This is a genomic window from Streptomyces xiaopingdaonensis, assembly GCF_000262345.1.
GTDB classification, from domain to species: Bacteria; Actinomycetota; Actinomycetes; order Streptomycetales; family Streptomycetaceae; genus Streptomyces; species Streptomyces xiaopingdaonensis.
The window spans coordinates 1-25696 of the sequence record NZ_AJTQ01000278.1 but is presented as its reverse complement, the minus strand read 5'-3'; the positions used below and the strand labels follow the sequence as shown (position 1 = coordinate 25696).

Sequence of the window (25696 nt, the reverse complement as noted above, 5' to 3'; positions counted from 1 at the left end):
TCGCGGAGCACGGGGTGCCCGTGGTCCGCCCTGCCGCACCCGAAGTCACCGCCGTCGAAGGGCACCCGCTCACCTACTGGGAGCGGCTGCCGCCGGCCGTGCGCCCACCCGGCCCCGCGGACGTCGCCGAGTTGGTCGGCCTCGTCCACCGGCTCGGGCCCGCCCCCTTCCCGCTGCCCCCGCGGGAGCTGCTCGCCGGCGTCGACCGGTGGCTGAGCATCGCGGGCTCCGCCGTCCCCGCCGCGGACGCTGCGTACCTGCGCGAACGCAGGGACGGTTTCGCCGCCGCCGTCGCCGAGTTGACCCCCGTGCTCGCTCCGGGCCCGATCCACGGGGACGCGCTGCCCCGCAACGTCCACGTGGGACCGGACGGGCCCGTCCTGCTCGACCTGGAGACCTTCTCCGACGACCTGCGCGAGCACGACCTCGTCGTGATGGCGCTCAGTCGGGACAGGTACGGGCTGAGCGAGGAGTCCTACCGGGAGTTCGCCGACGTGTACGGCTGGGACGTGCGGGAGTGGGAGGGCTGCGCCCTGCTGAAGGGGGCGCGCGAGACGGCGAGCTGCGCCTGGGTCTCGCAGCACGCGCCTTCCAACCCCGCCGCGGCGCGGGAGTTCGCACGCCGGATCGCCTCGCTGCGTGACGGGGACACCACGGTGCGCTGGTACCCGTTCTGACGCCCGCTGTTCCGGGCTCGTCCGGAACACGAAGCGGCAGCTGTGCGTTGTGCGGGACAGGTGTAGCTACCGACCTGCTGTACGGAGGCAACCCATGGGTACGAATTCGGGGGCGGAAGACGGCAAGGGCCGCAGGAAGCCCGGCAAGAGAGGGCAGGGAGGCGCCGAGGAACACGGCCCCCCTGAGCAGGCGAAGCCGGAGGAGGGGGAGAGCGGCACCGACTGGGACGCTCTCGTCCTCGACGAGCAGTTCGTCCGCGGCGCCGAGGTGAACGAGCCCGCGGCGCGGACGCGGATGCTGCAGGAGCGCTGGAAGGACAAGCCCCCGGAGCCGCAGCCCTGGCGGGCCGACCAGCCGCCGGCCGGCTGGTTCTTCAGCAAGGCGCGCCGCAAGCAGCGCAGGCGCCGCAAGAAGCGGGACTGAGCGGCGGGGGCGGGCCTGATACCGCCTTGTCCCGCGCGCGTCCCGTCTGCGCCAAGGGCCCCCGTCGGCCCGCTGAGAATCGCCGCAGCGGTCATGCCCCGCCGCTCAGGTCGGACGGGCGCCGCCCTCCGGCACCGGCAGAGGAACGACGGACGGGGATGCGAGGATCGGCGTCCGAGCGCGGCGCAGCCGCCAGGGCGATCGCGGCCCCCGACCCGCCGCGCGTACGCCTCGCTGGCCGCGCGCCCCCGGCATCGATCTGCTCCTCGTCGCGAGCGCGGGTGTCCCCGGCCCGCCGACATCTGATCGGTACCGCACGCGACGCCGCAGGTACGGCCGGCCGAGCCCGCCGGCGCCACGGCTGCTCGCCCTTCGGCCCGTGACGGCGCCCGCGCGCCGAAACCGTGCAGCAGAGCCGAGTCATCCCACTCCCGGGAGCCTCCGTAGCCGAGCACGCCACGTCCGTACGCCCCTTCCGCTGCCGCATCGGGGCGGCGTCGGACAGCGGCTGCCACCCGGCACCCCGCACCGCTACGCACTCCACGTCCAGCTCTCCTGTCCGGGGTGTCTCCGCATCGCCGTGCCCCACCAACTCCACGGTCTCGAAGGGCGGTTGCCGCATCGCGCCCTTCCGGGGCGCCGACGGGTACGAGACGCTGCGCGGCGCAACTGCGGTCCTTCGGCGAAGAGTTCGGGATCGCTGCTGTTGATGACCGGTGCGAGAGGGACGTCGCCGAGGCGGCGGGCGGTCTACGCCGGCTCCTCGCCGCCCTCGCCGAGTTCGAGGCGTAGCTCGCGCGGCGGGTGTACCTGGTGGGCGACACCCTCACGGCGGCCGACGTCCATCTCTGGGCGACTCTGGTGGAGTTGGCCACCGCGCACCTCGACGCGGGAGCCGTGCACCGCCGCGCCGCGCACCCCATGTCTGGGCGCATGCACGGCGGTTGCTCGACCGCCCGGCGTTCCGCCGGCATCTGCGGCTCGACGAGATCGCTCTCCTGCGCCACCACGCGTGCCGCAGGCGGCCGACCTCGACTGGGGCCCTGTCGACGTGACCGCACCGGTACCGTCCCCGGTGAGCCGCGCGCGGTGAGCGGACACGGCGGGGGGGTCGTCGATGGGCGGCCGCCCCGCCGTCCCGTTGGCCCAACGGTCTTCCGTCCACGGCGAGTTGAGGTGCGCCCCACGATCGAGCCCGGGAGGAGCCGGGCGCGCGCTGGGAGGTGCAGGGGCGCTCGGTTGTGCAGTGGGCTTGCGCTGGTGCGGCGTGCGCCGCCTCCGAGCCTTTCCACGCCGATTCGGCTTCGTTGCAGGTCCTCCGCGTACGCCTGCTGTCGAGCGGGTGCGGACGCCGCGAGTGGTGCCGGTCGGGCAGGGTGTCGTCCTCCGACTACGGCCTCGTGTGAGGGACTTGGCGCGGTCCTCCGCGGCCCGGGCGCCATGGCGCTGCAACTACATCTGCAATTACAGTCGCTCCCGTCCGAGTCCGAGCGGTCGGGGTGTGCGCGGGGGCACCGCACTACGTACGGCCGCCCAGCACGAAGGAGTCACCAGGATGCGGCAGCAGTTCGAGAACGGCGTCACGGCCACCCGGATCGAGGGCGCGACCTGGCGCAAGAGCACGCACAGCGCCCCCGGCGGGAACTGCGTCGAGGTCGCGGCGCTCGCGGACGGGGGCGTCGCCATCCGCAACTCCCGCGACCCGGAGGGCCCCGCCCTGATCTACACCCGCGACGAGATCGTCGCCTTCCTCGGCGGCGCCAAGGACGGCGAGTTCGACAACCTCGTGGGTTGACGTACGCACATTGACGCACGCGTCTACCCGAGTTGACGTAGACGACCCCGTGCTGTAGTTCTCGGAGTCTGCGACGGCCTGTCGCCTCGCGGCCTCCGACGGCGGGTCTTATGGCAATTCCATACCCCCGGCAGGATGCTTGGTGCGAGACTGTATGTCCGCCCGGTCACCCAGGGGAGTGGGAATGTCTTCGATGTCTCCGTCGAGCGGGGCCCTGCCGGCGCCTGCCCGCAACGGGCAGTCGCAGGCAGGGCCCACCGCTTTGCGCATCGTGCTCGGTGCTCAACTGCGCCGCATGCGCCAGGAGTTGGATATCACTCGGGAGGCCGCGGGCCGTGCGATCCGCGGTTCGCACGCGAAGATCACGCGCCTGGAGCGCGGCCAGGTGGGCATCAAGGAGCGCGACCTCTCCGATCTCCTCAGCCTCTACCGCGTCCTCGACGAGCGGTCCCGCGCCACGTACTTCGACCTCGCCCGCCAGGCCAACGCGCCCGGCTGGTGGCATCAGTACAGCGATGTGCTGGAGGACTGGTTCGCGCTCCACATCGGTCTGGAGGACGCGGCCTCCCTGATCCGCAGCTACGAGGTCCAGTTCCTTCCCGGCCTGTTGCAGACGGAGGCGTACGCGTACTCCCTCAGCCGCCTCGGTTACCCGGACACCCCGCACGAGACGGTCGAGCGGCTCGTCCAACTCCGTATGGAGCGGCAGAAGTTGCTGACGCGCGAGGGCGGCCCGCGGCTCTGGGTCGTCCTCGACGAGGCGGTGCTCCGCCGCCCGTTCGGCGGCCGCGAGGTCATGCGGGACCAGCTCAGGCACCTCCTGGAGATCGCCGACATGCCGCACATCACCCTCCAGGTGGCCCCTTTCGCGACGGGTGCCGCGGCGGCCGGCGCACCGATCACCATCCTCCGCTTCAACGAGGCCGACCTCCCCGACAAGGTCTACTTGGAGCACTGGGGCAGCGCCGTCTACCTCGACAAGCAGCCCGAGATCGACCGCTACACGCTGATCATGGACACGCTCTGTGCGGAGTCCGAACTCCCCGACCACTCGCTGGAGATGATCCACCGGCTTCAGCAGGAGCTCTAGCCACACGCGCCTCCCGCGTCGCCCGCGCTCGCCTCCGCGCGCCCGCGGGTTCCACGGTTTCGGGCAAACACGTACCGCAACCGCCTGAAGTGCGTCACCCTGGCCCCATGTCGGTGTATCAGATCTCGTGCCCGGCCCGAGTCTTCTTCCTTCGCGAGGAGTTCCCGCTCCTGCCGGAGGACGGCTTCGGCGTTGAGTCCGCGCTCTGGTGCGTCCTGGAGAGGGACCACGCCGGGCTCCATCACACGCTCACCCAATGCCTCAGAGGAACCGACTCCCTTCCGCCTCGGAACCTGTGGACCCGCTGGCCGGCGGGCCGCTCCCACGGGCCACCGCGGGAGACGCTCGTCCTCCCCTCCTGCGACGAACGCTTCCTGGAGGGCACGACGCAGGAGGAGAGGTGCTCCCTGCCGGACGGCCACGAAGGGCGGCACAGCTACGAGTTCGGCCCGCCGATCACGGAGGACGACGTCCTCCCCGAGTGGATGCTGAGGTTCTTCGAGTGACTCGCACCTGACCCGCGCCGCCTCTCGGGCGGGCACCGCGTCGTCGCTCTCCGCAACCGTCCGGCACGCGGATCAGTGGTGGATCGCCAACTTGAACTGTGCATGCACGATTTGCCGCGCCGATGCTCCGTTGTGGCTGACGAGCAGGCCGAGCGGAGTCCCGGGGTGGACGAAGATCTCGTGGTGCTTGGTGAAGCACTGCATGCCGACGGAGCGCGGCCGGTGGTCGGTCGCCGTCGAGTCGGCGCCGCCCGCGATGCCGAGCGGGTCGCGGACGAACTGGTCGCGCAGTTCGGTGTAGGCGCCGTCGGCCCACTGGATCATGGCGGTGAGCGCGCCCCAGCCGTCGGCCGACGGCCAGATCAGCCCCGAGCGCGCGTCGCTGTCCCAGTCGACGACCTCGTGCCCGTCGGGCTGCTGCACCTGGTGCATCCCCTCCTCGTCGTAGGACTCCGCGTCGCCGAAGGGGAAGCGCAGGACGTGGTATTTCCCGTCGGCGGGGATGGACTGCGTCTTGCTGCGGATCAGCGAGCAGACGTGTACGGCCATCGTTCACTCCTCGCTCGTGCGCCCCGCGCGGGAGTTGGATCGCTCCGCCGGCGGCGCTCTGCGTACCGGGCACCTTCCGTGGCACGGTACCGACCGGGTGTCGGCGTCAACTCGGCTGCGGAAAGCGTGGATTGAAGAGTGCCAGGGGAGGCGGTGCGCCGGGAGGGGTGGTACGGGGATGTCGCGGATTCGAGACCGTATCGGGGCGCCGCGGGCACGAGGTGAGGCGTTCAGAAGTGGGTGCCGCCGTCGATGCGCAGCTCGGTGCCGGTGACGAACCTGCCGTCCTCGCTGCCGAGCAGCGCGACGACCGAGGCGACTGTCTCGGGCCCGGCGAAGCCGTCGCCGAGCGCGGGGCGGAGCTTGGCGAAATGGCCCCTCTCCGCGTCCTCGGGCAGCCCGGGTCCTGTGCTCCGCCGCGAGGCACCGGAACCGTCCGTCATGCCGGACGAGATCGAGCCCGGCTGCACCGCGTTAAAGCGGATGCCGTCCTTGGCGTACTCGGCGGCGAGCGCGTGCGTCATCGACTGGATGCCGCCCTTGCTCGCCGCGTAGGCCGCCATGTACGGGTGGGCGAAACCGGCCGCCGTGGAGCTGAAGTTGACCACGGCAGGCGCGTCACCCCGTTGCAGCGCGGGGATCGCTTCCCGGGTCACGAGGAAGGTGCCGACGAGGTTGACGCCTATCACCTGCCGGAAGTCGGCGAGCGAGGTCAGGTGGGTGTGCGAGGAGCGCAGGATGCCGGCGGCGTTGACGAGGACGTCGAGCCCGCCGAGCGTGTGCACGGCCTCGGCGACCCCGCTGCGTACCGATTCCTCGTCCGAGATGTCGACGACGAGGGCGGTGAGGCGCTCGGCGGCGACTCCGGCCTTGTGCGCGGTGTCCGCAAGGCCGGCCCCGCGACGTCCGCCGCGACGACGCTTCCGCCCTCTTCGAGGAAGCGCAGCACGGTCGCCTGCCCGATGCCGGAGCCGCCGCCCGTGACGAGGGCGCGGCGGCCGGCGTAGCGGCGGCCGTGGTCGGCGGAGGAAGAAGCGGCAGCAGACGCGAGGTGGTCGGGGTTCATGAGGGTCTCCGTCCCGTGGGGTGCGGCTCGGCAGGTCCGAGCCGGCGCGATGGCGAGGCTACGCCTATGTGGCACGTTTTGCCATGAAGTCACTTCATGCATATTGGCCGTTCCGCCGCGTAGGCTCCTCCTGTGAGTGAGCACAGAGCACAGGGGCCCCCGGCCGCGAAGCCCGGCGCCCGACGCACGCTGACCGAGCGGCGCAAGAGCGCGACGCAGCTCGACATCGCGCGCGCGGCGGCCGAGCTCTTCGCCGAGCGGGGGCCGCAGGCGACGACGGCGGAGGAGATCGCCGAGCGGGCCGGGGTCGCCCTGCGGACCTTCTACCGCTACTTCCGCAACAAGCAGGACGCCGTCGGCCCGCTCCTCGCCAGCGGGGGCGACCGGTGGCGCCAACTCCTCGGGGAGTCCGGCCCGTTGCTGCCGGGTGCGGCGCTGCGGGATGCACTGGAGGGGGCCGTGCGCGGGAGCCTCACGCCTCCGGGCGCCGTGGCCGAGGAGAGCCTGGAGGTGACGCGGCGCCTGCTAGCCGCCGCCCGAGAGGACCCGGCGCTCCGCTCCGTCTGGTACCGGGTGAACCAGGAGTCGGAGGAGGCGCTCGCGCCCGTCCTCTCCGGCCTGCTGGGCGAGGAGGCGGAGCCGCTCGACGTACGGCTCGTCGCCTCGGCCGCGACCGACGCGATCAGGCTCGCGCTGGAGTCCTGGGCCGAGGCGCCGGAGGCGGAGCGCCGGCCGGCGGAGCTCGCCGTGCGCTGCCTCCGCGAACTCACCGCGGGGCTACGGTTGACCCGCGACAAGTCCCCGCGCCGAGAGGGGGGTTGACGCGCACCGCCTCGCCGCTCCTCCCGGCGGGCGCGTGCTGGTCCATCGCGCCCTCGCCGGCGCGCGGTGTCCGAAGGCAGTGTGCTCCCGCGCGGTGAACGGCGTTCTGACCGGGGCGAGTGAGAGCTGCGGAGGGTTTCGGGCGTCGAACAGTGCAGGGTGCTTTCGATGTCGCTCAGGCCGGTTCGTACCGGGGGCGTTTCGCCGGCGACGGTCCGGGCCTGGCCATAGGCCGGAGCGACCGGTCCGCGTGCTCTCCCGAGCCCGCTGCCCCGGTAACGCGGTTCCCCCAGGGCGGCGGGGGAACGTCGCAACTCCACCGCGCGCCGAGGAAGTTACCGTTCCGTAATTTACTCACCGGTTAAATAGTGGCGGCTTGCGGTGCTAGTTTCGCCTCGCCCCAACCGGTCCAGCGAGGGAGTGAGCCGCAGTGAAACGACCTTGCACCACCGAAAGCAGTTCCCCGACCGCCCCCGAGGACACCGCACGCGCGAGCCTGCCGCACGCACGCGCCTGGGCGGTCGCGCTTGCCGCGGCGCTCTGCGTGGGCGCCTCGGCCGCGCCCGCGGCGGCGGTGGCGCCGCAGGAGGTCTCGCGCGGCGTGGAGATCCCGGAGTTCTACGACCCGCCTTCCGAACTCCCCGACGAGAACGGCGCGTTGGTACGTACGGAGCCGCTGCCGCTGGGGATCAGCTTCCCCGGCCTCGACGGCAAGCCGCTCCCCGGCGAGGCCACACGCCTGATGTACAAGTCCACCGATGCGGGCGGCGGGCCCGTCGGCGTCACCGGCGCCTACATCGAGCCGTCGAAGGCGTGGAAGGGGGAGGGGCCGCGCCCGCTCATCGCCGTCGCCTCCGGCACGATGGGCCAGGGTGACCAGTGCGCGCCGTCCCTCGCGCTCCAGCACCCGCTGACGATCGGCAAGGGCACCATCTCCGTCGGGTACGAGGACCTCGCGATCTACCGCCTCCTCTCGGCCGGCATAGCGGTCGTCGTCACCGACTATCCCGGGCTCGGCGCGACCGACCGGTTGCACACCTACGTCAACCGCCTCGACGAGGGCCACGCGGTGCTCGACGCGGTGCGCGCGGCCCGTCACCTCGAAGGGACCTCGCTCACCCCCGAGAGCCGCATCGGCCTCTACGGGTACAGCCAGGGCGGCGGCGCCACCGCCGCGGCCTCCGAACTCCAGCCTGACTACGCCCCCGACATCGAGCTTGCCGGCACCTACTCCGGCGCGCCCCCCGCCGACCTCACCGAGGTGATGCAGGGGATCGACGGCAGCTCGCTCGCCGGCGCCCTCGGCTGGTCGATCAACGGATTCGTGCAGACGGAACCGGAGTTGGGGGAGATCGTCGACGCGCACATCAACGACGACGGTGCCGAGGCCCTCGAGGACCTCTCCACCATGTGCATCGGCGACGCGCTCTTCGGCTACGGCTTCTCGAAGAGCAGCAGCTGGACGAAGGACGGCTCCTCGCTCTCCGACATCGTCGCGGACGAGCCGAAGTTGCAGAGCTTCCTCGACGAGCAGCTGATCGGAAAGTCCAAGCCCGCGGGGCCCGTGCGCCTCGCGACGGGCGTCAAGGACGACATCGTCCCGCACGGCCAGGCGCGCACCCTCGCCGAGAGCTGGTGCGCGAAGGACGCCGACGTCGAGTACGTGCCCGTCCCCGGACCCAACATCGGCGACAAACTCGGCGGCAACCACATCCTCCCGCTCCTCACCGACCAGGGCAGCGCCATCTCCTGGCTCAAGGACCGCGTCTCCGGAAAGCCGTCGGAGAGCAACTGCGGAACCCTGCCCGACCAGTGAGCGAACGCCGGGTGGCCGCGCCACGACGCGGCGCGGCCACCGCGGCGTGCGGAGTGGCGCCCGTCCAGGGGCTGTTGTCGTGCGGCCACCCTGATGCGGGTCGGGTCCGCCGGTGACTCTGCGAGCTCGGTCGGTTTCCCTCGGTGCCGCACGCGCGACCGTGGCGTGCCCGTCGTGCCGCCGCGATCGGCGGCCTCGCCCGGTGCCGTCGTCGGGCGGTGCCGCATGCACGCGGCGGTTGCTCCGGAGGCAACGGATCGGACGGGTCGAGGCCGTGGCGGGAATCGAACCCGCGTCACTCGCTTTGCAGGCGAGCCCCTCAACCACTCGGGCACACGGCCGTCGGCTCCTTTTCGGAGGCGGCGGGAAGGAGTCAACCCGCCCGCCGACGAGTCGGACAAGGGCTTCGGGCACTCTGCCACGAGCCCGCAACGTCCGCTTCACCAGGAGACATTGCGCCGGTCAGCCGTCGTAGTCCAGCGTCAGCTTCTCGGAGACCGGATACGTCTGGCAGGTGAGGACGTAGCCGGCCGCCACCTCGGCGGACTCCAGCGCGAAGTTGCGGCGCATGTCGGCCTCGCCGTCGCGGACGAGGGCGCGGCAGGTGCCGCAGACGCCGCCCTTGCAGGCGAACGGCAGGTCGGGGCGCGCCCGTTGGGCGCCGTCGAGGATCGTCGTGTCGCGCGGGAGGGGCGCCGCGGAGGTGCGGCCGTCGAGCGTGAGCAGCGCTTCGGTGACGGGCCCCTCGCCGAGCGGCTTGTCCTCGTGGCGGACGGGCGGGACCGGCGCCTCGTCGGCGAAGAAGAGTTCCTGGTGGACGCGCTCGGCCGGGACGCCCAGCGAGGCGAGCAGCGTCCGCGCGTCTTCGACCATCCCGTAAGGACCGCAGAGCCACCAGTGATCGGCGTGCTCGACGTCGACGAGCGCCCCGACGAGTGCGCCGAGGCGCTCGCCGTCGAGCCGGCCGGAGAGCAGCTCGGCCTCGCGGGGCTCGCGGGAGAGGACGTGCGCGAGCTGGAACCGGGACGGGTACGCGTCCTTGAGGTCGGCCAGCTCCTCGGTGAACATCACGGTGTCGCTGCGGCGGTTGCCGTAGAAGAGGCTGACGCGCGAGCCGGCATGGGAGCGGAGGACGGAGGCGGCGATGGAGAGCATCGGCGTGACGCCCGAACCCGCCGCCACGAGGACGTGGTGCTCCGGCGTGCCCAGCTCGGGCGTGAACAGGCCGACGGGCTCCATGACTTCGAGGACGTCGCCAGGCCGCACCTCCTCCACCAGCCAGGTGGAGAAGACCCCGCCGGGAACCACCCGCACGCCCACGCGCGGAGGCCCGCTGGCGGGGGAGCAGATGGAGTAGGAGCGGCGCTCGTCGCGCCCTTCGACCGTGCGCCGCAGCGTGAGGGACTGGCCGGGCGCGAAGGCGAACTCGTCCGCGAGCTCCGGCGGCACGTCGAAGGTGACGGCGGCGGCGTCGGCGCAGAGCCGCTCGACGGAGGCGACGCGCAGCCGGTGGAAGGCGGCGCGCCGGCGTGCCGGGACCCGGGCGGCCCGGGCGGTGGGCGTGGCCATCTGGTTCAGATCTCCTTGAAGTGCTCGAACGGCTCGCGGCAACTGCGGCAGCGGTGCAGGGCGCGGCACGAGGTGGCGGCGAACCGCGACAGCTCCTCGGTGTCGCCCGAGCCGCAGCGCGGGCAGGGCACGGCGCGCCTGGTCGGGGAGAGGACGAGCGGTACGGGCCCGGCGTCGGACGGGGGCGCGGTTCCGGGCGGCGCGATGCCGTGCTCGGCGAGCTTGCGCCGGCCGGCTCCGCTGATCCAGTCGCTCGTCCAGGGCGGCTCCAACTCGGTCTCCACACGCACCTCGTGGAAGCCCGCGGCGCGCAGCTCGGCCGCGAGGCGGGAACGCATCTCGGCCATGGCGGGACAGCCCGAGTAGGTCGGCGTGACCCGGGCGACGGCGGCGCCGTCCGCCTCCACCTCGACGCCGCGCAGCACCCCGAGGTCGGCGAGGGTGAGCATCGGCAGCTCCGGGTCCGTGACCCGCTCGGCCGCCTCCCGTGCGCGGGCTCGTTCGCTTCCGGTCCCGGGGACGGCGCTCACCACCTCGCCTCCGGGTGCTCCCTCGCGACGCTCTGCAACTCGCCGACGAGCGGGGCGAGATGCTCGGTGTGCTCGCCCGAGCGGCCCGTGCCCGCGGGTGCCTTCGCGGGTGCGGGCAGGCTGAGTCCTGCGGCGTCTGCCGTCCGCCGCAGCACGTCGGAGAGGGCTTCCCAGACCTCCCCGCCGTCGGCGCCGAACGGCGCCGAGGCCCCGTCGTGCGCCAACTCGGCAGTCCACGGCAGCACTTCGACGAGTGCCCGCGCCGTCCTCTCCCGGGACTCCTCGGTCCCGTCGCCGAGCCGCACCACCCACTCGGCCGCGAACTGCCGGTGGTACGCGAGCTCCTTGACGCCCTTCGCCGCGACCGCCGCGAGGACCGGGTCGGCGGCGCAGGCGAGCCGCTCGAAGAGGGCGAGGCGCCAGGCGCTCAGGACGAGCAGCCGCACCATGTCGAACGCGAAGTCGCCGCGGGGGAGTTCGGCGAGGCGGACGTTGCGGAAGTCGGCTGCGCCGCGGAAGTAGGCGAAGGCGTCCTCGTCCCGCCCCGTGCCGTCGACCTGTCCCGCGCGGGAGTAGAGGAGGCGCGCCTGACCGAGGAGGTCGAGGCCGATGTTGGCGAGGGCCAGCTCCTCCTCCAACTCCGGTGCGTCGGTGCACCATTCGGCGAGGCGCTGCGCGGTCACCAGTGCGTCGTCGGCCAACGCAGCGCAGCACGCGGCGAGTCGGGCGGAGTCGACTCCTGCGGGCACGGCTGTCGCGACGCCGTGGAGGGGGTCCTCGAAGCCCGTGCCGAAGGCCCACCGCGCGTCGTCAGGGCCCTCCTCGCCGAGGGCGAGGGAGATGCGCTCGTCGTTCACGCCGGGCTCCTAGATGTGCGGGACGTCGTCGGGGATGTCGTAGAAGGTGGGGTGCCGGTAGACCTTGTCGCCGCTGGGCTCGAAGAAGGGGTCCTTCTCGTCCGGCGTCGAGGCGACGATCGACTCGCTGCGCACCGCCCACACGCTGACGCCCTCGTTGCGCCGGGTGTAGAGGTCGCGCGCGTGCGTCAGTGCCATGCGGTCGTCGGCGGCGTGGAGCGAGCCGACGTGCACGTGGTTGAGGCCGCGCTTGGCGCGCACGAAGATCTCGTACATCGGCCAACCCCGCGCATCGACGGGGACGTCGGGGACGCCGTTCGCCTGCCCCGCGCCGCTCATGCCGCTGCCTCCTGCCGTGCCGCCCTGTCCGACGTCTGCTTCGCCGCGTGCGCCGCTGCCGCCTCCCTGACCCAGGCGCCGTCCTGGTGCGCTTTCCTGCGTCGCGCCACTCGCTCCTCGTTGCACGGCCCCTCGCCGCCGATGACGCGCTGGAGTTCGGAGAAGTCCGGGGTGCCGAAGTCGTACCTGCCCCGCTCCTCGTTCCACCGCAGCTCCGGGTCGGGGAGAGTGACGCCGAGCCGTTCGGCCTGCGGGACCGTCATGTCGACGAAGCGCTGGCGCAGCTCGTCGTTGGAGTGGCGCTTGATCTTCCACGCCATCGAGCGCTCCGAGTTGGGCGAGTCGTCGTCCGGCGGGCCGAACATCATCAGCGACGGCCACCACCACCGGTCGACGGACTCCTGCACCATCCGGCGCTGGTCCCCGGTGCCCCGCATCATCGTCAACAGCAGTTCGTAGCCCTGGCGTTGGTGGAAGGACTCCTCCTTGCAGATGCGCACCATCGCCCGCGCGTAGGGGCCGTAGGAGCTGCGGCAGAGCGGGACCTGGTTGCAGATCGCGGCGCCGTCCACGAACCAGCCGATGGTGCCGACGTCGGCGTAGGTGGGGGTGGGGTAGTTGAAGATCGAGGAGTACTTCTGGCGGCCGTCGACGAGCCGCTCGGTCAGGTCGGCGCGGTCGACGCCCAGCGTCTCGGCCGCCGAGTAGAGGTAGAGGCCGTGGCCCGCCTCGTCCTGCACCTTGGCGAAGAGGATCGCCTTGCGGCGCAGGGAGGGCGCGCGGGTGATCCAGTCGCCCTCCGGCTGCATGCCGATGACCTCGGAGTGCGCGTGCTGGGCGATCTGGCGGACGAGCGTTCTGCGGTACCCCTCCGGCATCCAGTCGCGTGGTTCGATCCGCTGGTCCCTGGCGATCGTCTCGTCGAAATGCCGCTGGAGCGCCGCCGGTTCGACGGGCGTCTCCTCCGGGCCCGTCGGCGCCTGTTCTGCGGTGGCCATGGTCACCCCTGCCTCATGTCCCTGATTGCCAACCGACCGTTCGTTCGGTACGAAGTCTGGTTCATGCCCGCGCGTTAGGCAAGTCCAACTGCCCGCTTACTCCCAGGAGTAGAAGCCCCGCCCCGACTTCCGACCCAGCTCTCCGGCGGCCACCTTCTCGCGGAGCAGCGCCGGCGGAGCGAAGCGGTCACCGAGCGTGCTCCGGAGGTACTCGGCGATCGCGAGCCGCACGTCGAGCCCGACGAGGTCGGTGAGGCGCAGCGGTCCCATGGGGTGCCGGTAACCGAGCGCCATCGCGTTGTCGATCGCCTCCGGTTCAGCCACGCCCTCCTCGACCATCCTGATCGCCTCCAGTCCGAGCGTCACCCCGAGGCGGCTGCTCGCGAAGCCGGGGGAGTCCCGCACCACGACGTCGGTCTTGCCCAGCGCGCCGACCCATCCGAGCGCCGCGTCCACGGTCGCCCGAGCCGTCGTCGGCGCGACGATCACTTCGACGAGCGCCGAGGCGGGAACGGGGTTGAAGAAGTGCATGCCGAGGAAACGCCCGGGCGCCTCGAGCGCCGAGGCGAGCTCGGAGACCGACAGCGAACTGGTGTTGGTGGCGAGCACCGTCTCCGCACCGAAAACTCGTTCGGCGCCGGAGAGGACCTGCGCCTTGAGGGCCGCGTCCTCCGGCACCGCCTCGACGACGAGGTCCGCGCCGTCCGGCAGCCCGGAGACGTCGGCCGCCGTGCCGATCCTCGCCAGCACCGCCTCCGCCGGCTCGGCGAGCTTGCCACGGTCGGCGGCGCGGCGCAGGCTCTCCGCCATGCGTGCCTGCGCCGCCGCGGCGGCCTCGGGGCTGCTCTCCACGACGGTCACCGACGACCCCGCCGCGGCGAAGGACTGCGCGATGCCCGCGCCCATCCGCCCTCCGCCGATCACGCCGATCTGTTCCGGTGCCCTGCTCATCGCTGCTCCTCCGCGTTGTCCTCCCGGGCGCGGGCGTGCGCCCGCGCCCGTCGCAGGGACGGCCCCTGCGCCTCTCTCCCCTCCGCTCCCGGACGGGTCCGGCCCGCCGCCTCGCGCCGGCGTGCGCCTTTCGCGTCCGCACCGGCGCACCTGACGGCTCCTCCCCGCGCCGGGCGCACTCCTTACCCGCACGCTTGGAGGCGCCCCCGGACATCAACCGTCCGCGTACACACGCCGGTTCACACCACCGCGTGTGCGCCCCTCAGACGCGCTCGACCAGCATCGCGGCGCCCTGCCCGACGCCGACGCAGAGCGTCGCCAGCCCGCGCCCCGCGCCCTCCCGCTCCAGCCTGCCGAGGAGCGTCAGCAGGATGCGCGCTCCCGAGCAGCCCAGCGGGTGCCCCAGGGCGATGGCGCCGCCGTCCGCGTTGACCCGTTTCTCGTCGAGCCCGAGACGGCCGGCGACGGCGAGCGCCTGCGCCGCGAACGCCTCGTTGAGCTCGACGGCCTCCACGTCCCCCGCCTTCCAACCGGCGCGCTCCAGCGCACGCTCGGTCGCCGGGAGGGGGCCGAGCCCCATCAGATGCGGCGGAACGCCGGCCGAGGAGGAGGTCACCACGCGTGCCCGCGGCGTCAACCCGTACCGCTCCACCGCCTGCCCGCTCGCGACGAGAAGCGCGGCGGCACCGTCCGAGAGCGGCGAGGAGGAGCCGGCCGTGACGACGCCGTCGCGGCGGAAGACCGTACGCAGGTCGGCGAGCTTCTCCGGCGTCGTCGACGGGCGTGGGCCCTCGTCGAGGGTGACCGCACCGTCCCTGACGGGAACGGGGACGATCTCCCGCTCGAACCTGCCGGCGTCGCGTGCGGCGAGCGCCCGCCTGTGGCTGCGGTAGGCGAAGGCGTCGGACGCCTCGCGCGTGATCCCGTCGAGCGCCGCCACCTCCTCCGCCGTCTCGCCCATCGAGAGCGTGGTGCGCGGTGCCCCGACGGCGTCGCCCGCCTCGGTGTCGGCCTCGGCGAAGGCCGGGTTGGTGAACCGCCAGCCGAGCGAGGTGTCATGGACCTCGCCCGGCCTCGCCCACGGGGTGCCCGGCTTCGCCATCACCCACGGCGCGCGCGTCATCGACTCGACACCGCCCGCGACGACCAGCTCCGCCTCTCCCGCCCGCACCGCCTGCGCCGCCGAGGCGGCAGCCGTGAGCCCCGAGGCGCAGAGCCGGTTGACCGTGTACCCGGGCACGGTGTGCGGAAGTCCCGCGAGCAGGGTGGCCATTCGCGCCACGTTCCGGTTGTCCTCGCCCGCCTGGTTGGCGGCGCCGAGGACCACCTCGTCCACGGCCTCGCCCGGAACGCCCGAGCGCCGCACGGCCTCGCGGACGACGAGTGCGGCGAGGTCGTCCGGGCGCACGGAGGCGAGGGCGCCGCCGTACCTGCCCTGCGGCGTGCGGGCTCCGTCGACGAGGAAGACCTCACGCACCGGTCGCCCCCTCGGCTGCGGCATGCCTGCGGGACTCGAGAAAGCTGAACCGGCCCGTGACGAAGGCCGCGTCCGAGAGAGTGGCGCTCGCCGCGGGGTTGGCGGCGCTGCCGTGGAAGTCGGTGAAGGCGGTCGTCTGGTTGACGAAGACGCCGCCCGTGAGGTTCTCCGAGAGGTGGACTCCGGCCTCGTGCGCCGAGGACTCGGCGGCTCCGAGCACCCCCTCGTCCGTGGAGTAGACGGACGCGGTCAGCGCACCGTGCTCGCCGACCGTCTCCCTGAGGAGGCGCAGGCTCTCGTCGGTCGATTCGGTGTCGATGACGAAGGAGACGGGGCCGAACCACTCCCGGGTGAAGACCTCGCGATCCTCCGCGGCGTCGAGCCGCGCAACGAGCGGAGTACGGAGCAACGCGTCGGCGTACTCCGGGTGTTCGACGGGCTGCGAGGCGTGGGCCACGCGTCCGAGCGCGGCCGCTTCCTCCAGACGCGCCTTGACGCCCTCGTTGGCGACGGCGCCGAGCGTGCCGGCGGCCCGTGCCGGATCGCCGAGGAGCTTGTCGAGCGCGGCGCCGAGGTCGGCGGCGAACTCGTCCGGCTTCTTGGTGCCTTGGTCGGTGGCGATGCCGTTGCGGGGTACCAGGAGGTTCTGCGGCGTGGTGCACATCTGGCCGCTGTAGAGCGAGAGGGAGAAGGCGAGGTTGCCGAGCATGCCGCGGTAGTCGTCGGTGGAGTCGACGACGACGGTGTTGAGCCCGGCCTTCTCGGTGAAGACGCGGGCCTGCCGGGCGTTGCCCTCCAGCCAGTTGCCGAAGGCGGTCGAGCCGGTGAAGTCGACGATGCGGACCTCGGGGCGCACGGCGTACTCGGCGGCGGTGCGGTCGTCGTGCCCTTCGGCGGCGAGGACCACGACGTTCGGATCGAACCCGGCCTCCGCGAGCACCTCGCGGGCGACCCGCACCGTGACGGCGAGCGGAAGCACGGCGCCCGGGTGCGGCTTGACGACGACCGGGTTGCCGGCGACGAGGCTGGCGAAGAGCCCCGGGTAGCCGTTCCAGGTGGGGAAGGTGTTGCAGGCGACGAGGAGCGCGACGCCGTGGCCGACGGGGGTGAACTTCTTGTCGAGCACCAGCGGTTCACCCTTGCGCTGGGGCTTGGTCCAGCGTGCCGTGCGCGGCAGGCGCCGCTGCTCGACCCACGCGTAGGTGACCGCTTCGAGGCCGCGCTCCTGGGCGTTCGGGCCACCCGCCTGAAAGGCCATCACGAAGGCCTGGCCCGTGGTGTGATGGACGGCGTGCGCGATCTCGAAGCTCGCCGCGTTGAGACGGCCGAGGATCTCGGCGGCGACGCCGGCACGCACGTCGGGGGTGGTGTCGCGCCACGGGCCCGCCGCGGCCCTCGTGGCCGCGATCGCCTCGTCGGGCGTCACCCTGGGGTAGCCGACGCCGAGCGGGAACCCGTAGGGGGAGGTCTCGGTCGGTGCGACGGTGCCGGTCCCCGGGTGGCCCGGGAGCGCGAACTCCCGGTCGAGCAGGGCCTTGAACGCCGCCTCGCCCGCCTTCGGTGCCTCCTCGCCGTAGACCCGGGGACTGGGCGACTCCTTGTACGGGTTGAAGAACTCCCGGCTCTCGGCCGCGGCCGCCGCTTCGTTCAGCAGCGCGCTGTGGCGTGCGAAGAACTCGCCGCCCGTCGGTACCTGCTCGGACATGTACTCAACCCCTTGACAGCCAGGTCGGATGCTGAATTACTTAACGGCGCCGAAACACTAACCGAATGGTCGGTCGGTCAACAAGGGCAGTACAGGTCAGTCGAACCACGGATGGCACATCGCATGGGCGCAGTTCCGGACCCGGTCCGCAGGATGTTCGAAGCCGACACGGCGTCCCGGCACCTCGGTATCGAACTCGGCGATTCCGGCGAGGGGTTCGCCGTCGCGACGATGACCGTCACGGCGACGATGGTCAACGGCCACCGCATCGCCCACGGCGGCTACCTCTTCCTCCTGGCGGACACCGCGTTCGCGTGTGCCTGCAACAGCCACGGCCCGGTGACCGTCGCCTCCGGCGCAGAGATCAACTTCATCGCGCCGGCGAAGCAGGGGGACGAGCTGCGGGCGGTGGCCAGGGAGCGCACCAGGTACGGCCGGAGCGGCATCTACGACGTCAGCATTGCGCGCGGCGCCGACGTCATCGCGGAGTTCCGCGGGCGCAGCCGTGCGCTCCGAGGTGTGGAGGAGAAATGAGCAGCACGCAGGCGGGGGCACCGGCGATCGTGCGACGGGCACCTGGACCTCCGCTTCCTCCTGAACTCCTCGACGAAGGCGAGCGGTTGACCGCCGAGGGGCTCGCCGAGCTCCAACGCGAGCGACTCGCCGATGTGTTGCGACGCGTCTACGACCATGTCCCCCACTACCGCGCGGAGTTCGACGCCGCAGGGGTGCGCCCTGAGGACCTCGCCACCCCCGCCGACCTCGCCCGCTTCCCTTTCACCACCAAGGCCGACCTGCGCGGCAACTACCCGTTCGGCATGTTCGCCGTCCCCGGCGAGGACGTCCGCAGACTCCACGCCTCCAGCGGTACGACGGGCGTACCCACCGTCGTCGGCTACACCGAGAAGGACCTCTCCGACTGGGCCGACGTCATGGCCCGTTCGATCCGCGCCGCGGGCGGACGCCCGGGACACAAGGTCCACATCTCGTACGGCTACGGCCTCTTCACCGGCGGCCTCGGCGCGCACTACGGTGCCGAGCGCGCAGGCTGCACCGTCATACCGGCGTCCGGTGGGATGACGGCGCGGCAGGTGCAGATCATCACGGACTTCGAGCCCGAGATCATCATGGTCACCCCCTCCTACATGCTCACCCTCCTCGACGAGTTCGAGCGCCAGGGCATCGACCCGCGGAACTCCTCGCTGCGGGTCGGCATCTTCGGCGCCGAGCCGTGGACGGAGGGCATGCGCGCGGAGATGGAGGAGCGGCTCGACATCCACGCCGTGGACATCTACGGCCTCTCCGAACTCGCGGGCCCCGGCGTCGCGCAGGAGTGCGTGGAGACCAAGGACGGACTCCACGTATGGGAGGACCACTTCTTCCCCGAGGTCGTCGACCCGATCACGGGCGAGTCCCTTCCCGACGGCGAGGAGGGCGAGTTGGTCCTCACCTCGCTCACCAAGCAGGCGATGCCCGTGATCCGCTACCGCACCCGCGACCTCACGCGGCTGCTGCCGGGAACGGCCCGGAGCCCCTTCCGCAGGATGCAGAAGGTCACGGGGCGCAGCGACGACATGATCATCCTGCGCGGCGTCAACCTTTTCCCCAGCCAGGTCGAGGAGATACTCCTGCGGACCCCGGCCGTGGCGCCCCACTTCCAACTGCGTCTCAGCAGCCGGGGGCGCATGGACCACCTCACGGTCCGGGTCGAGGCCCGCCGCGACGCGTCCACGGCCGACCGGGAGGCGGCGACGGCCGCCATCGTCAAGGGGGTCAAGGAGGGTGCAGGGGTGAGCGTCCAGGTGGACGTCGTCGACCCGGAGACGCTGGAGCGGTCCGTCGGCAAGATCAAGCGCATCGTCGACGAGCGCGAGGAGCGCTGAGTCCGCAGCGGTCACGTACGGCCCCGTCCCGGGGTGTCTCGGGGCGGGGCCGTTCTGCTGCACGACTCCCGGTGAAGCGCGGGTGGTTGGGAGCTGCGATCTGTGAGGCTCCCGGCGGAGCCCCAGCCGAGCGCTCGGCTCGAGGGGAACGCGCATACCCCAACGCCCTTGCAGGGAAGCGGGACCCGGCGGCCCGAGCGTGACTACACAGTGCGTGCGATCCACTACGGTGCGTCGGTCAAGAACGTACTATCGCAAGGAGCCGCCGCGTGAGCCGCTTCCACCCCGTCCGCTCCGTACTCACCGCGCTCGCCGCCCTGGCAACCGCGAGCACGGTCCTCGCCGCCCCCACGGCCCACGCCGATGAACGACTCCCCCTGCCGCCCCAGCGCCTGACGCACGCGGGGCAGCAACTCGCCCCCGCAGGCGTACCGCACGGGTTGTGCACCGGCCGTTTCCTCGGGGACGCGCGGCTGGGCCCTGAGCGCCTGCCCGCCGCGTGGCAACGCCCCGTCGGCCCGCTCCTCGACGGGTACGACCGCACGGGCGGCCTCGCGCCCGCCGACTTTCTGCGGAAGTACTGGGAAGGTCCGGCCGACGGCGGCGGTTGGAAGTACCCGCCGAACGACGGGTTCGCCGAGGTCAACGGCGAGGTGGACCGCCACAGGCTGGCGCTGCGCCCGGGCGCCCTCCTCGACCGCTTCGGCTCGGAGTTCGGCGGCTTCCTCGCCCCCGCGGGCGACCCGTACGCGAAGCGGGCGCTGCCCCCGCAGAACCTCAACACCCGGGACAACAGCCGGCCTTGCGACTACCGCGTCTACCGTGTCGTGCGGCCCTTCGCCGTCTGGCAGGGCGCCATCGCCCCCTGGTTCGAGCAGCCGGGAGGCGGGCAGCAGATCAAGCTCGACGCCGCCCTTCTCGACCCGGGGGAGGGGGAGCGACTCAACGTCAAGTGGCTGCTCGAGCACGGGTACCTCGTTGAGGTGAATCGATCCGGAGGGAACACCTGAACCGTGGACCGCAGGGACCTGCGCGCCGCCCTCAGCGCCGTCGGCGTTCCGGACGGCTACTACGTCATCGAGGGCGTCCACCAACCGACGCCCACACCACCGGACTTCCTCTACCTGAGGCGCGGCCACGACGGACGCTGGGAGACGGGCGTCTACGAGCGGGGCCTCCACCACCCGGTCACCCGGCACAGGACCGAGCACGAGGCGTGCGTCCATTTGCTGAGGCTGCTGAAGTGACGGGCGCGCGGCGGGAGTTCCGGAGACAGCCGGTGCCTGTCTCCGCTCGCTCGAACGAGTGGTGTTGCGGCGTGGTGAACAGGCCGACGGCGGAGGTGCGTTGAGGATGTGCGACGGCGCCTGCCGCCCCTCGGGGCGGCAGGCGCGGCCCCTCGCCGCCGACCGGGCCCTGCCCGTGGCGGCCGACGTCTCTCCACCCTCGGAGGTCCCGTGTCCCGAAGCCGCCCGCCGGCCGGCCCCACCGCCCGCCCCGCCACCGTGCCCCGCAGGGCCGTGCTCCTGCGCCGTGCCGGTGCCTTGGCCGCAGCCGGCATCGTCCTCGCCTCGGTGCCCGCGGCGGCGGCGCCCGGGCGGTTCGTGCCGCTGCCGGAGGAGAAGGCCAAGGAGCACCGCGCCGACGCAACCGCCGCCACCGCGGCCCGGCTTGAGAACCTCAGGGGTGACGAGGCCGGGCTGCGCAGGTTCCTCGAAGGGCTGCCGAAGGGCGGTGACCTCCACAACCACCTCTCGGGCGCCGTCCCGACCGAGGCGCTCGTCGCCCTCGCCGCCAAGCGCGGACTGTGCATCGAGACCGCCACCCACAAGGCCGTCAAGGCTCCGTGCGGCGAAGGTGCCCGCCCCGCTCAGGACGCCGTCGACGACGCGGAGTTCCGGCGGGCGACGATCGCCGCGTGGTCGATGGAGGAGTACCAGAACTCGGCGGGCGCCACGGAGCGCAAGCTCGACGAGAGCGGCCACGACCACTTCTTCGCCACCTTCGGCAAGTTCGGCGCCGTCACCCACGAGCACCGGGGCGAACTCCTCGCCGAGGTGGCGAAGGTGGCCGCCGGGGAGAACCAGCGGTACCTGGAGACCATGTTCTTCCCCGCCGGGCCCGCGATCGGAGACGTCATCTCGCACGCCCGCTGGGACGACGATCTCCAGGCGATGCGCCGGCAGTTGCTCGCCGACCCCGCCATGGGCACCTTCGTGCGCCAGGCCCGGCAGAACACCGACAGCGAGCTCGACGAGTACCGCTCGGCCCTCGGCTGCGGGACGTCGAAGGCGCACCGGGCGTGTGCCACCCGGCTCCGCTTCCTCGTCCAGGTCGGGCGGGCCGCCGAGCCGAAGACGGTCTTCGCGCGGCTGCTCGCCGGTTTCGAACTCGCCAAGCGGGACGGCAGGTTCGTCGGCGTGAACCTCGCGCAGGCGGAGGACTCACCGCTGGCCCTGCGCGACTACCGACTCCAGATGCGCATGGTGGGCGCACTGCGGAAGCAGTACCCGGGTGTCCATGTCGCTCTGCACGCGGGCGAGTTGACTCCGGGCCTTGTCAAGCCCGGGGATCTGCGCTTCCACATCGACGACGCGGTGCGCACGGCGGGCGCCGAACGCATCGGACACGGTGTGGACCTCGTCCACGAGGACGATCACAGGCGGCTCCTCAAGCGGATGGCCGCACGGCACGTCGCGCTGGAGTCGCCGCTCACCAGCAACTGCCAGATCCTCGGCGTCTGCGGCGACGAGCACCCCATCCGCCGCTACCTCGACGCCCGGGTCCCCGTTGTCCTCTCCACCGACGACCCCGGCGTCTCGCGGATCGACCTGACCCACGAGTACGTACGCGCCGCCGTCGAACACGGCTTCACCTACCGCGAGTTGCGCACCTCGACCCGTGCCTCCCTGGAGCACTCGTTCCTGCCGGGGGCGAGTCTGTGGCGCGCGCGGGACGACTACCGCCCCGCGCGGGCCTGCGCCGGCAGCATGTTCAACGGGGGCGCCCCGTCGGCCGGTTGTCGGGAGCTGCTCGCCTCCAGCCCCAAGGCGCAGGCGCAGTGGGACCACGAGGTGGCGCTCGCCGGCTTCGAGGAGCGGATCGCGCGCTCCTGAGCCCGCGGCCCGCGCGCTGAACCGCCGGTCGGGCCCGGCGCGTCGAGGTCGGGTCCATGCGGCGTCCGTCTCGTGCCGTGCCTGCGTGCACGGCACGAGACGGACAGGCGGGTGCCCGCGACCGTGCGGTCTCAGCAGCCGCCGCAGTTGTGGTAAGTGACGTCCCAGTGGTTGCCCTCGCGGTAATAGATGTTCCCGCTGCCGGACTCCCACTTGGAGCCGCCGATGGAGGTGAAGGTGCCCGTGATGTAGTTCTCGAGGCAGTTGCTCAGGCTGAAGTCGACCTTGTAGCCGTTCCAGTGGCTGTAGGTGCCGTCCGCGTGCCCCGTCTCCGTGCCGCCCGTGAGGTTGATGGAGCAGCCGCTCGCGCTCTTGAGCGTGATCACGCCGTCCACCGTCGCGGAGTTCACCTGGTCGAACGAGGTGCACGTCGAGGTGTTCCGGTCGGAGCAGCCACCGCTGGAGCTCCAAGTGATGCCCGCCGCCTCGAACTTGGAGGTCGCCTGCGAGTGGCTGAGTTTGGCGAGCGCGCCGGGGGATTCGTCGACCTGTCCCGCGTGCGCCGCCGTGCCGCCGAGGCCGAGCGCGAGAGCGGTGACCGCGCCTGCTGCGCCGAGTGCCAGACGTCTTCTCATGTGGGGGGTCCTCTCGTCTTCGGGGCGGACCACCGGGCCCGCCCGTGGCGAAGCCATGACAATAACCGACGGCCTACCCCGTCGCTCCCCGTGTATCTCCCCCTGTACGAGGGTGAGTTCGACGTGCCTTCGCGTGGCGCGGTCGCCGATCACCGAGATCGGTTGCGGTCCCGGAAGTTGCGGACATGCCCGGCGACGGCGCACTGCGCGAGGGGCGGTTCAGTGAGACGCATGTGCCAGCAGGTCAACCTTATCCATCTTGCAGATGCCAACTCGTCCGCCGTAGATTGGCGCACATGCAGTCCTACACGATCGGTCAGGCCGCGCGGCTGCTCGGCGTCAGCAGCGACACCGCACGGCGCTGGGCCGACGCGGGAAGGTTCGCCACTCGGCGCGACGACGGGGGCAAGCGCGTCGTCGACGGGCAGGACCTCGCGGAGTTCGCCACCGAGTCGGCGCAGAACGACGCCGAGGAGGAGTCCTTCACCTCGGTCCGGAACGCCTTCCCCGGCATCGTCACCGCCGTGCGGGTGGGCGATGTCTCCGCCCAGGTGGAGATCCAGGCGGGCCCCCACCGCCTCGTCTCGCTCGTGACCCGCGAGTCGGTCGAGGAGCTGGGCCTGGAGGTGGGGATGCAGGCCACCGCCCGCGTGAAGGCGACCAACGTGCACGTCGACCGCGCCTGACCGGAGCGGGCGTGCGCCGGCGTGAGGTCCCCGCACCGCGCCGAGTCGCGCGCCACGGCGCCCAGTTCGAACCCGACCGCCTCGTCCAGGAGGAGCTCCGATGCCCGCCCCCCGCCGTGCCGTACGCACCACCGTCGCACTCTCCGCCGCCGCCCTGCTCGTGCCGCTCGCTGCCTGCGGGAACGGCGACGAGACGGACTCCGCCTCTTCCGGAGGCGGGACCCTCACCGTGCTCGCCGCCGCCTCCCTCACCGACGTCTTCAAGGAGGCCGGCGCCGCGTACGAGAAGGACCACCCGGGCTGGAAGGTGCGGTTCTCCTTCGCCGGCTCCCAGGAGCTGGCGTCCCAGGTGAAGCAGGGAGCACCGGCCGACGTCGTGGTGACCGCCGACACCGAGACGATGGACGGGCTGGGGGACGAGACGGCGAAACCTTCCGTCATCGCGAAGAACCGCCTGGTGATCGCCGTGCGCAAGGGCAACCCGCAGGACGTCGGGGAGCTCGGCGACCTCGCAGACGAGCGGCTCAAGGTGGTGCTCGCCGCCCCCGAGGTGCCCGTCGGCCGGTACAGCCGGGAGGTGCTCGACGCGCAGGACCTCCAGGTGAAGCCGGTCTCGCAGGAGTCGGACGTCCGTGCCGTCCTCAGCAAGGTCCGCCTCGGCGAGGCCGACGCGGGGGTCGTCTACCGGACGGACGCGACGACGGCACCGGAGAAGGTCTCCGCGATCGAGATCCCCGACCAGGAGAACGCCGTCGCCGACTACCCGGCCGCCGTGCTCGACAAGCCCCAGCACGAGGCCGAAGCACAGGAGTTCGTGAAGTGGCTGGGCGGCGCGAAGGCGCAGGGGCTGCTGCGGCAAGCGGGCTTCCAGAAGCCGTGACACCGATACCAGTGCGCCCGGCGGCACGAGGGGGCCGTTACGTATGAGGCGGCTCCTGACGCGTACGCCCCTCACGCTGGCGCTCCCCGCCGCGCTCGCCGTCGTCTTCCTGCTGCTGCCGCTCCTCGGCATCCTGGCGCGTACCCGGTGGTCCCGGCTCGCCGAGCACCTGACGAGTGCGGAGTCCCTGGAGGCGCTGCGGCTCTCCCTCGTCGTCTCCGCCTGGGCGCTCGGCCTCTCGCTGGTGCTCGGTGTGCCGCTGGCGTGGCTGCTGGCCCGCGTCGAGTTCCGCGGCAAGGCGCTGGTGCGGTCGCTCGTGCTGCTGCCGATGGTGCTGCCCCCGACCGTCGGGGGAGTGGCGCTGCTGCTGGGGTTCGGGCGGCGCGGGCTCGTCGGCCCGCTCCTGGAGGAGACGTTCGGGGTGGTGCTGCCGTTCCACACCTCGGGCGCGGTGGTGGCCGCGACCTTCGTCTCGATGCCGTTCCTCGTGATCAGCCTGGAGGGCGCGCTGAACGGGCTGAGCCCGCGCTACGAGGAGACGGCCGCCTCGCTCGGCGCCTCGCCCGTACGGGTCTTCGCCACCGTCACGCTCCCCATGGTCGCGCCGGGTCTCGCCGCGGGCGCCGCTCTCACCTGGGCGCGCGCGCTGGGGGAGTTCGGCGCGACGATCACCTTCGCGGGGAACCTGCCCGAGACGACGCAGACCCTCCCGCTCCGCGTCTACCTGCTCCTCCAGGAGGACCCGGAGGCGGCGACCTCCGTCTCGCTTCTCCTGCTCGTGGTCGCCATGGCGGTGCTCGTGGTGCTGCGGGGACGGTGGCTCCAGGGGGCGGGCGGCGACCGGGGACTGCGCGCCGGGACGGAGGGCGCGGAGGAGGACGTGCCGGACGAGGCGCTCCCCGGGAAGTCCGCCGCACCTGGGCGGAGTTGGCCCTTCCGGGCCGAGGTGACGGGGTTCACCGAGGTGGCGTTGGACGTCGCGCCCGGTACGACGGTCGCCGTCGTCGGGCCCAACGGAGCCGGCAAGACGACGCTGCTCCGCGCGCTGCTCGGGCTCACCAGACGCTCCCGTGCCCGGATCGGCCTCGGCCCCGACGAGGTGGGCGGCGCGCCTCCGCACCGGCGAGGGATCGCGTGGGTGCCACAGGACGGTGCGCTCTTTCCGCACCAGTCGGCGCTCGCCAACACCGCGTACGGCTTGCGGGCTCAGGGCGTACGCCGGCGCGAGGCTCACGAGGAAGCGTACGGCTGGCTCCGGCAGCTCGGCGTCGGGCACTTGGCGGCGCGGAAGCCGGCGCAGCTCTCGGGCGGGCAGGCGCAACGCG

General features: G+C 72.4%; 26 protein-coding genes, 1 tRNA gene and 1 pseudogene. 15 read left to right on the top strand and 13 right to left on the bottom strand.

Annotation, left to right across the window (positions count from 1 at the left end; translation table 11 throughout):
• Both UWG_RS0122280 and UWG_RS0122275 read left to right on the top strand, forming a co-directional pair.
• Positions 1 to 677 (top strand): phosphotransferase (locus UWG_RS0122280; RefSeq protein WP_016909419.1); only part of this gene is annotated, 677 nt, incomplete at its 5' end.
• 94 nt (positions 678 to 771) lie between these two features.
• Complete coding sequence (locus UWG_RS0122275; protein ID WP_016909418.1) at positions 772 to 1101, top strand: SGM_3592 family protein; 330 nt, start codon at positions 772 to 774, stop codon at positions 1099 to 1101.
• 750 nt (positions 1102 to 1851) lie between these two features.
• Here the strand turns inward: UWG_RS0122275 and UWG_RS33145 are convergent.
• Complete coding sequence (locus UWG_RS33145; protein ID WP_157838584.1) at positions 1852 to 2040, bottom strand: hypothetical protein; 189 nt, start codon at positions 2038 to 2040, stop codon at positions 1852 to 1854.
• A gap of 616 nt (positions 2041 to 2656) precedes the next feature.
• Here UWG_RS33145 and UWG_RS0122265 point away from each other — a divergent pair.
• The 3 genes from UWG_RS0122265 (at position 2657) to UWG_RS0122255 (ending at position 4492) form a co-directional block, all read left to right on the top strand.
• Positions 2657 to 2896: a DUF397 domain-containing protein gene (locus UWG_RS0122265; protein ID WP_016909416.1), complete on the top strand. Its 240-nt coding sequence runs from the start codon at positions 2657 to 2659 to the stop codon at positions 2894 to 2896.
• 184 nt (positions 2897 to 3080) lie between these two features.
• Positions 3081 to 3986, top strand: a complete 906-nt coding sequence (locus UWG_RS0122260; protein ID WP_029391677.1) for a helix-turn-helix domain-containing protein — start codon at positions 3081 to 3083, stop codon at positions 3984 to 3986.
• Positions 3987 to 4093: 107 nt separating this feature from the next.
• Complete coding sequence (locus UWG_RS0122255; protein WP_016909414.1) at positions 4094 to 4492, top strand: hypothetical protein; 399 nt, start codon at positions 4094 to 4096, stop codon at positions 4490 to 4492.
• A gap of 72 nt (positions 4493 to 4564) precedes the next feature.
• Here the strand turns inward: UWG_RS0122255 and UWG_RS0122250 are convergent, their stop codons facing one another.
• Together UWG_RS0122250 and UWG_RS31550 are read right to left on the bottom strand one after the other, a co-directional pair.
• Positions 4565 to 5041 (bottom strand): hypothetical protein, encoded by a 477-nt coding sequence (locus UWG_RS0122250; RefSeq protein ID WP_016909413.1) that lies wholly within the window; start codon positions 5039 to 5041, stop codon positions 4565 to 4567.
• Positions 5042 to 5271: 230 nt separating this feature from the next.
• A pseudogene (locus UWG_RS31550) lies at positions 5272 to 6107 on the bottom strand (SDR family NAD(P)-dependent oxidoreductase).
• Between the two features lie 132 nt (positions 6108 to 6239).
• Between UWG_RS31550 and UWG_RS30745 the strand changes: the two are divergent.
• On the top strand, positions 6240 to 6929 hold the full coding sequence (locus tag UWG_RS30745) for a TetR/AcrR family transcriptional regulator (RefSeq protein WP_016909410.1): 690 nt from the start codon (positions 6240 to 6242) through the stop codon (positions 6927 to 6929).
• A 430-nt stretch (positions 6930 to 7359) separates the two neighbouring features.
• On the top strand, positions 7360 to 8745 hold the full coding sequence (locus UWG_RS0122235) for a lipase family protein (RefSeq protein WP_016909409.1): 1386 nt from the start codon (positions 7360 to 7362) through the stop codon (positions 8743 to 8745).
• A gap of 269 nt (positions 8746 to 9014) precedes the next feature.
• Here the strand turns inward: UWG_RS0122235 and UWG_RS0122230 are convergent.
• The 9 genes from UWG_RS0122230 to paaN form a co-directional block, all read right to left on the bottom strand.
• Positions 9015 to 9086 (bottom strand) — tRNA-Cys (locus UWG_RS0122230).
• Positions 9087 to 9207: 121 nt separating this feature from the next.
• On the bottom strand, positions 9208 to 10314 hold the full coding sequence (gene paaE / locus UWG_RS0122225) for a 1,2-phenylacetyl-CoA epoxidase subunit PaaE (protein WP_016909408.1): 1107 nt from the start codon (positions 10312 to 10314) through the stop codon (positions 9208 to 9210).
• A 5-nt stretch (positions 10315 to 10319) separates the two neighbouring features.
• Positions 10320 to 10847 carry a 1,2-phenylacetyl-CoA epoxidase subunit PaaD gene (paaD, locus tag UWG_RS0122220; RefSeq protein WP_016909407.1) on the bottom strand — a complete coding sequence of 176 codons (528 nt, stop codon included), beginning with the start codon at positions 10845 to 10847 and terminating at the stop codon, positions 10320 to 10322.
• Positions 10841 to 11701, bottom strand: a complete 861-nt coding sequence (paaC, locus tag UWG_RS0122215) for a 1,2-phenylacetyl-CoA epoxidase subunit PaaC (protein WP_016909406.1) — start codon at positions 11699 to 11701, stop codon at positions 10841 to 10843. Before paaC ends, paaD begins: the two co-directional genes overlap by 7 nt.
• A 9-nt stretch (positions 11702 to 11710) precedes the next feature.
• On the bottom strand, positions 11711 to 12040 hold the full coding sequence (gene paaB / locus UWG_RS0122210) for a 1,2-phenylacetyl-CoA epoxidase subunit PaaB (protein WP_016909405.1): 330 nt from the start codon (positions 12038 to 12040) through the stop codon (positions 11711 to 11713).
• Positions 12037 to 13038: a 1,2-phenylacetyl-CoA epoxidase subunit PaaA gene (gene paaA / locus UWG_RS0122205; protein WP_029391676.1), complete on the bottom strand. Its 1002-nt coding sequence runs from the start codon at positions 13036 to 13038 to the stop codon at positions 12037 to 12039. Before paaA ends, paaB begins: the two co-directional genes overlap by 4 nt.
• Positions 13039 to 13134: 96 nt before the next feature.
• Positions 13135 to 13989, bottom strand: a complete 855-nt coding sequence (locus UWG_RS0122200; RefSeq protein ID WP_016909403.1) for a 3-hydroxyacyl-CoA dehydrogenase family protein — start codon at positions 13987 to 13989, stop codon at positions 13135 to 13137.
• Positions 13990 to 14251: 262 nt separating this feature from the next.
• Positions 14252 to 15490: a thiolase family protein gene (locus tag UWG_RS0122195; protein WP_029391675.1), complete on the bottom strand. Its 1239-nt coding sequence runs from the start codon at positions 15488 to 15490 to the stop codon at positions 14252 to 14254.
• A complete protein-coding gene (paaN, locus tag UWG_RS0122190; protein ID WP_016909401.1) occupies positions 15459 to 17171 on the bottom strand; it encodes a phenylacetic acid degradation protein PaaN in 1713 nt (570 codons plus the stop codon). The genes UWG_RS0122195 and paaN overlap by 32 nt, the downstream gene beginning before the upstream one ends.
• A gap of 123 nt (positions 17172 to 17294) precedes the next feature.
• Between paaN and paaI the strand changes: the two genes are divergently transcribed.
• From paaI to UWG_RS0122165, 5 genes are all read left to right on the top strand, one after another.
• Entirely contained in the window at positions 17295 to 17705 is a 411-nt protein-coding gene (paaI, locus tag UWG_RS0122185) for a hydroxyphenylacetyl-CoA thioesterase PaaI (RefSeq protein ID WP_016909400.1), read from the top strand.
• Positions 17702 to 19054 (top strand): phenylacetate--CoA ligase PaaK, encoded by a 1353-nt coding sequence (gene paaK / locus UWG_RS0122180; protein ID WP_016909399.1) that lies wholly within the window; start codon positions 17702 to 17704, stop codon positions 19052 to 19054. Before paaI ends, paaK begins: the two co-directional genes overlap by 4 nt.
• A gap of 269 nt (positions 19055 to 19323) precedes the next feature.
• Positions 19324 to 20064, top strand: coding sequence for a TNT domain-containing protein (locus UWG_RS0122175; protein WP_016909398.1), 741 nt, complete (start codon positions 19324 to 19326; stop codon positions 20062 to 20064).
• Between the two features lie 3 nt (positions 20065 to 20067).
• Positions 20068 to 20301 carry a hypothetical protein gene (locus UWG_RS0122170; protein ID WP_016909397.1) on the top strand — a complete coding sequence of 78 codons (234 nt, stop codon included), beginning with the start codon at positions 20068 to 20070 and terminating at the stop codon, positions 20299 to 20301.
• A 210-nt stretch (positions 20302 to 20511) separates the two neighbouring features.
• Positions 20512 to 22170 carry an adenosine deaminase family protein gene (locus UWG_RS0122165; RefSeq protein ID WP_016909396.1) on the top strand — a complete coding sequence of 553 codons (1659 nt, stop codon included), beginning with the start codon at positions 20512 to 20514 and terminating at the stop codon, positions 22168 to 22170.
• Between the two features lie 131 nt (positions 22171 to 22301).
• Here UWG_RS0122165 and UWG_RS0122160 read toward each other — a convergent pair whose 3' ends face one another.
• Entirely contained in the window at positions 22302 to 22805 is a 504-nt protein-coding gene (locus UWG_RS0122160; protein ID WP_016909395.1) for a hypothetical protein, read from the bottom strand.
• Between the two features lie 296 nt (positions 22806 to 23101).
• On the opposite strand from UWG_RS0122160, the gene UWG_RS0122155 reads away from it, so the two are divergent.
• From UWG_RS0122155 to UWG_RS0122145, 3 genes are all read left to right on the top strand, one after another.
• Positions 23102 to 23491: a TOBE domain-containing protein gene (locus UWG_RS0122155; RefSeq protein WP_016909394.1), complete on the top strand. Its 390-nt coding sequence runs from the start codon at positions 23102 to 23104 to the stop codon at positions 23489 to 23491.
• 100 nt (positions 23492 to 23591) lie between these two features.
• Positions 23592 to 24371 carry a molybdate ABC transporter substrate-binding protein gene (modA, locus tag UWG_RS0122150; RefSeq protein WP_016909393.1) on the top strand — a complete coding sequence of 260 codons (780 nt, stop codon included), beginning with the start codon at positions 23592 to 23594 and terminating at the stop codon, positions 24369 to 24371.
• Between the two features lie 43 nt (positions 24372 to 24414).
• A partial coding sequence (locus UWG_RS0122145) for an ABC transporter permease (RefSeq protein WP_016909392.1) occupies positions 24415 to 25696 on the top strand: 1282 nt, incomplete at its 3' end.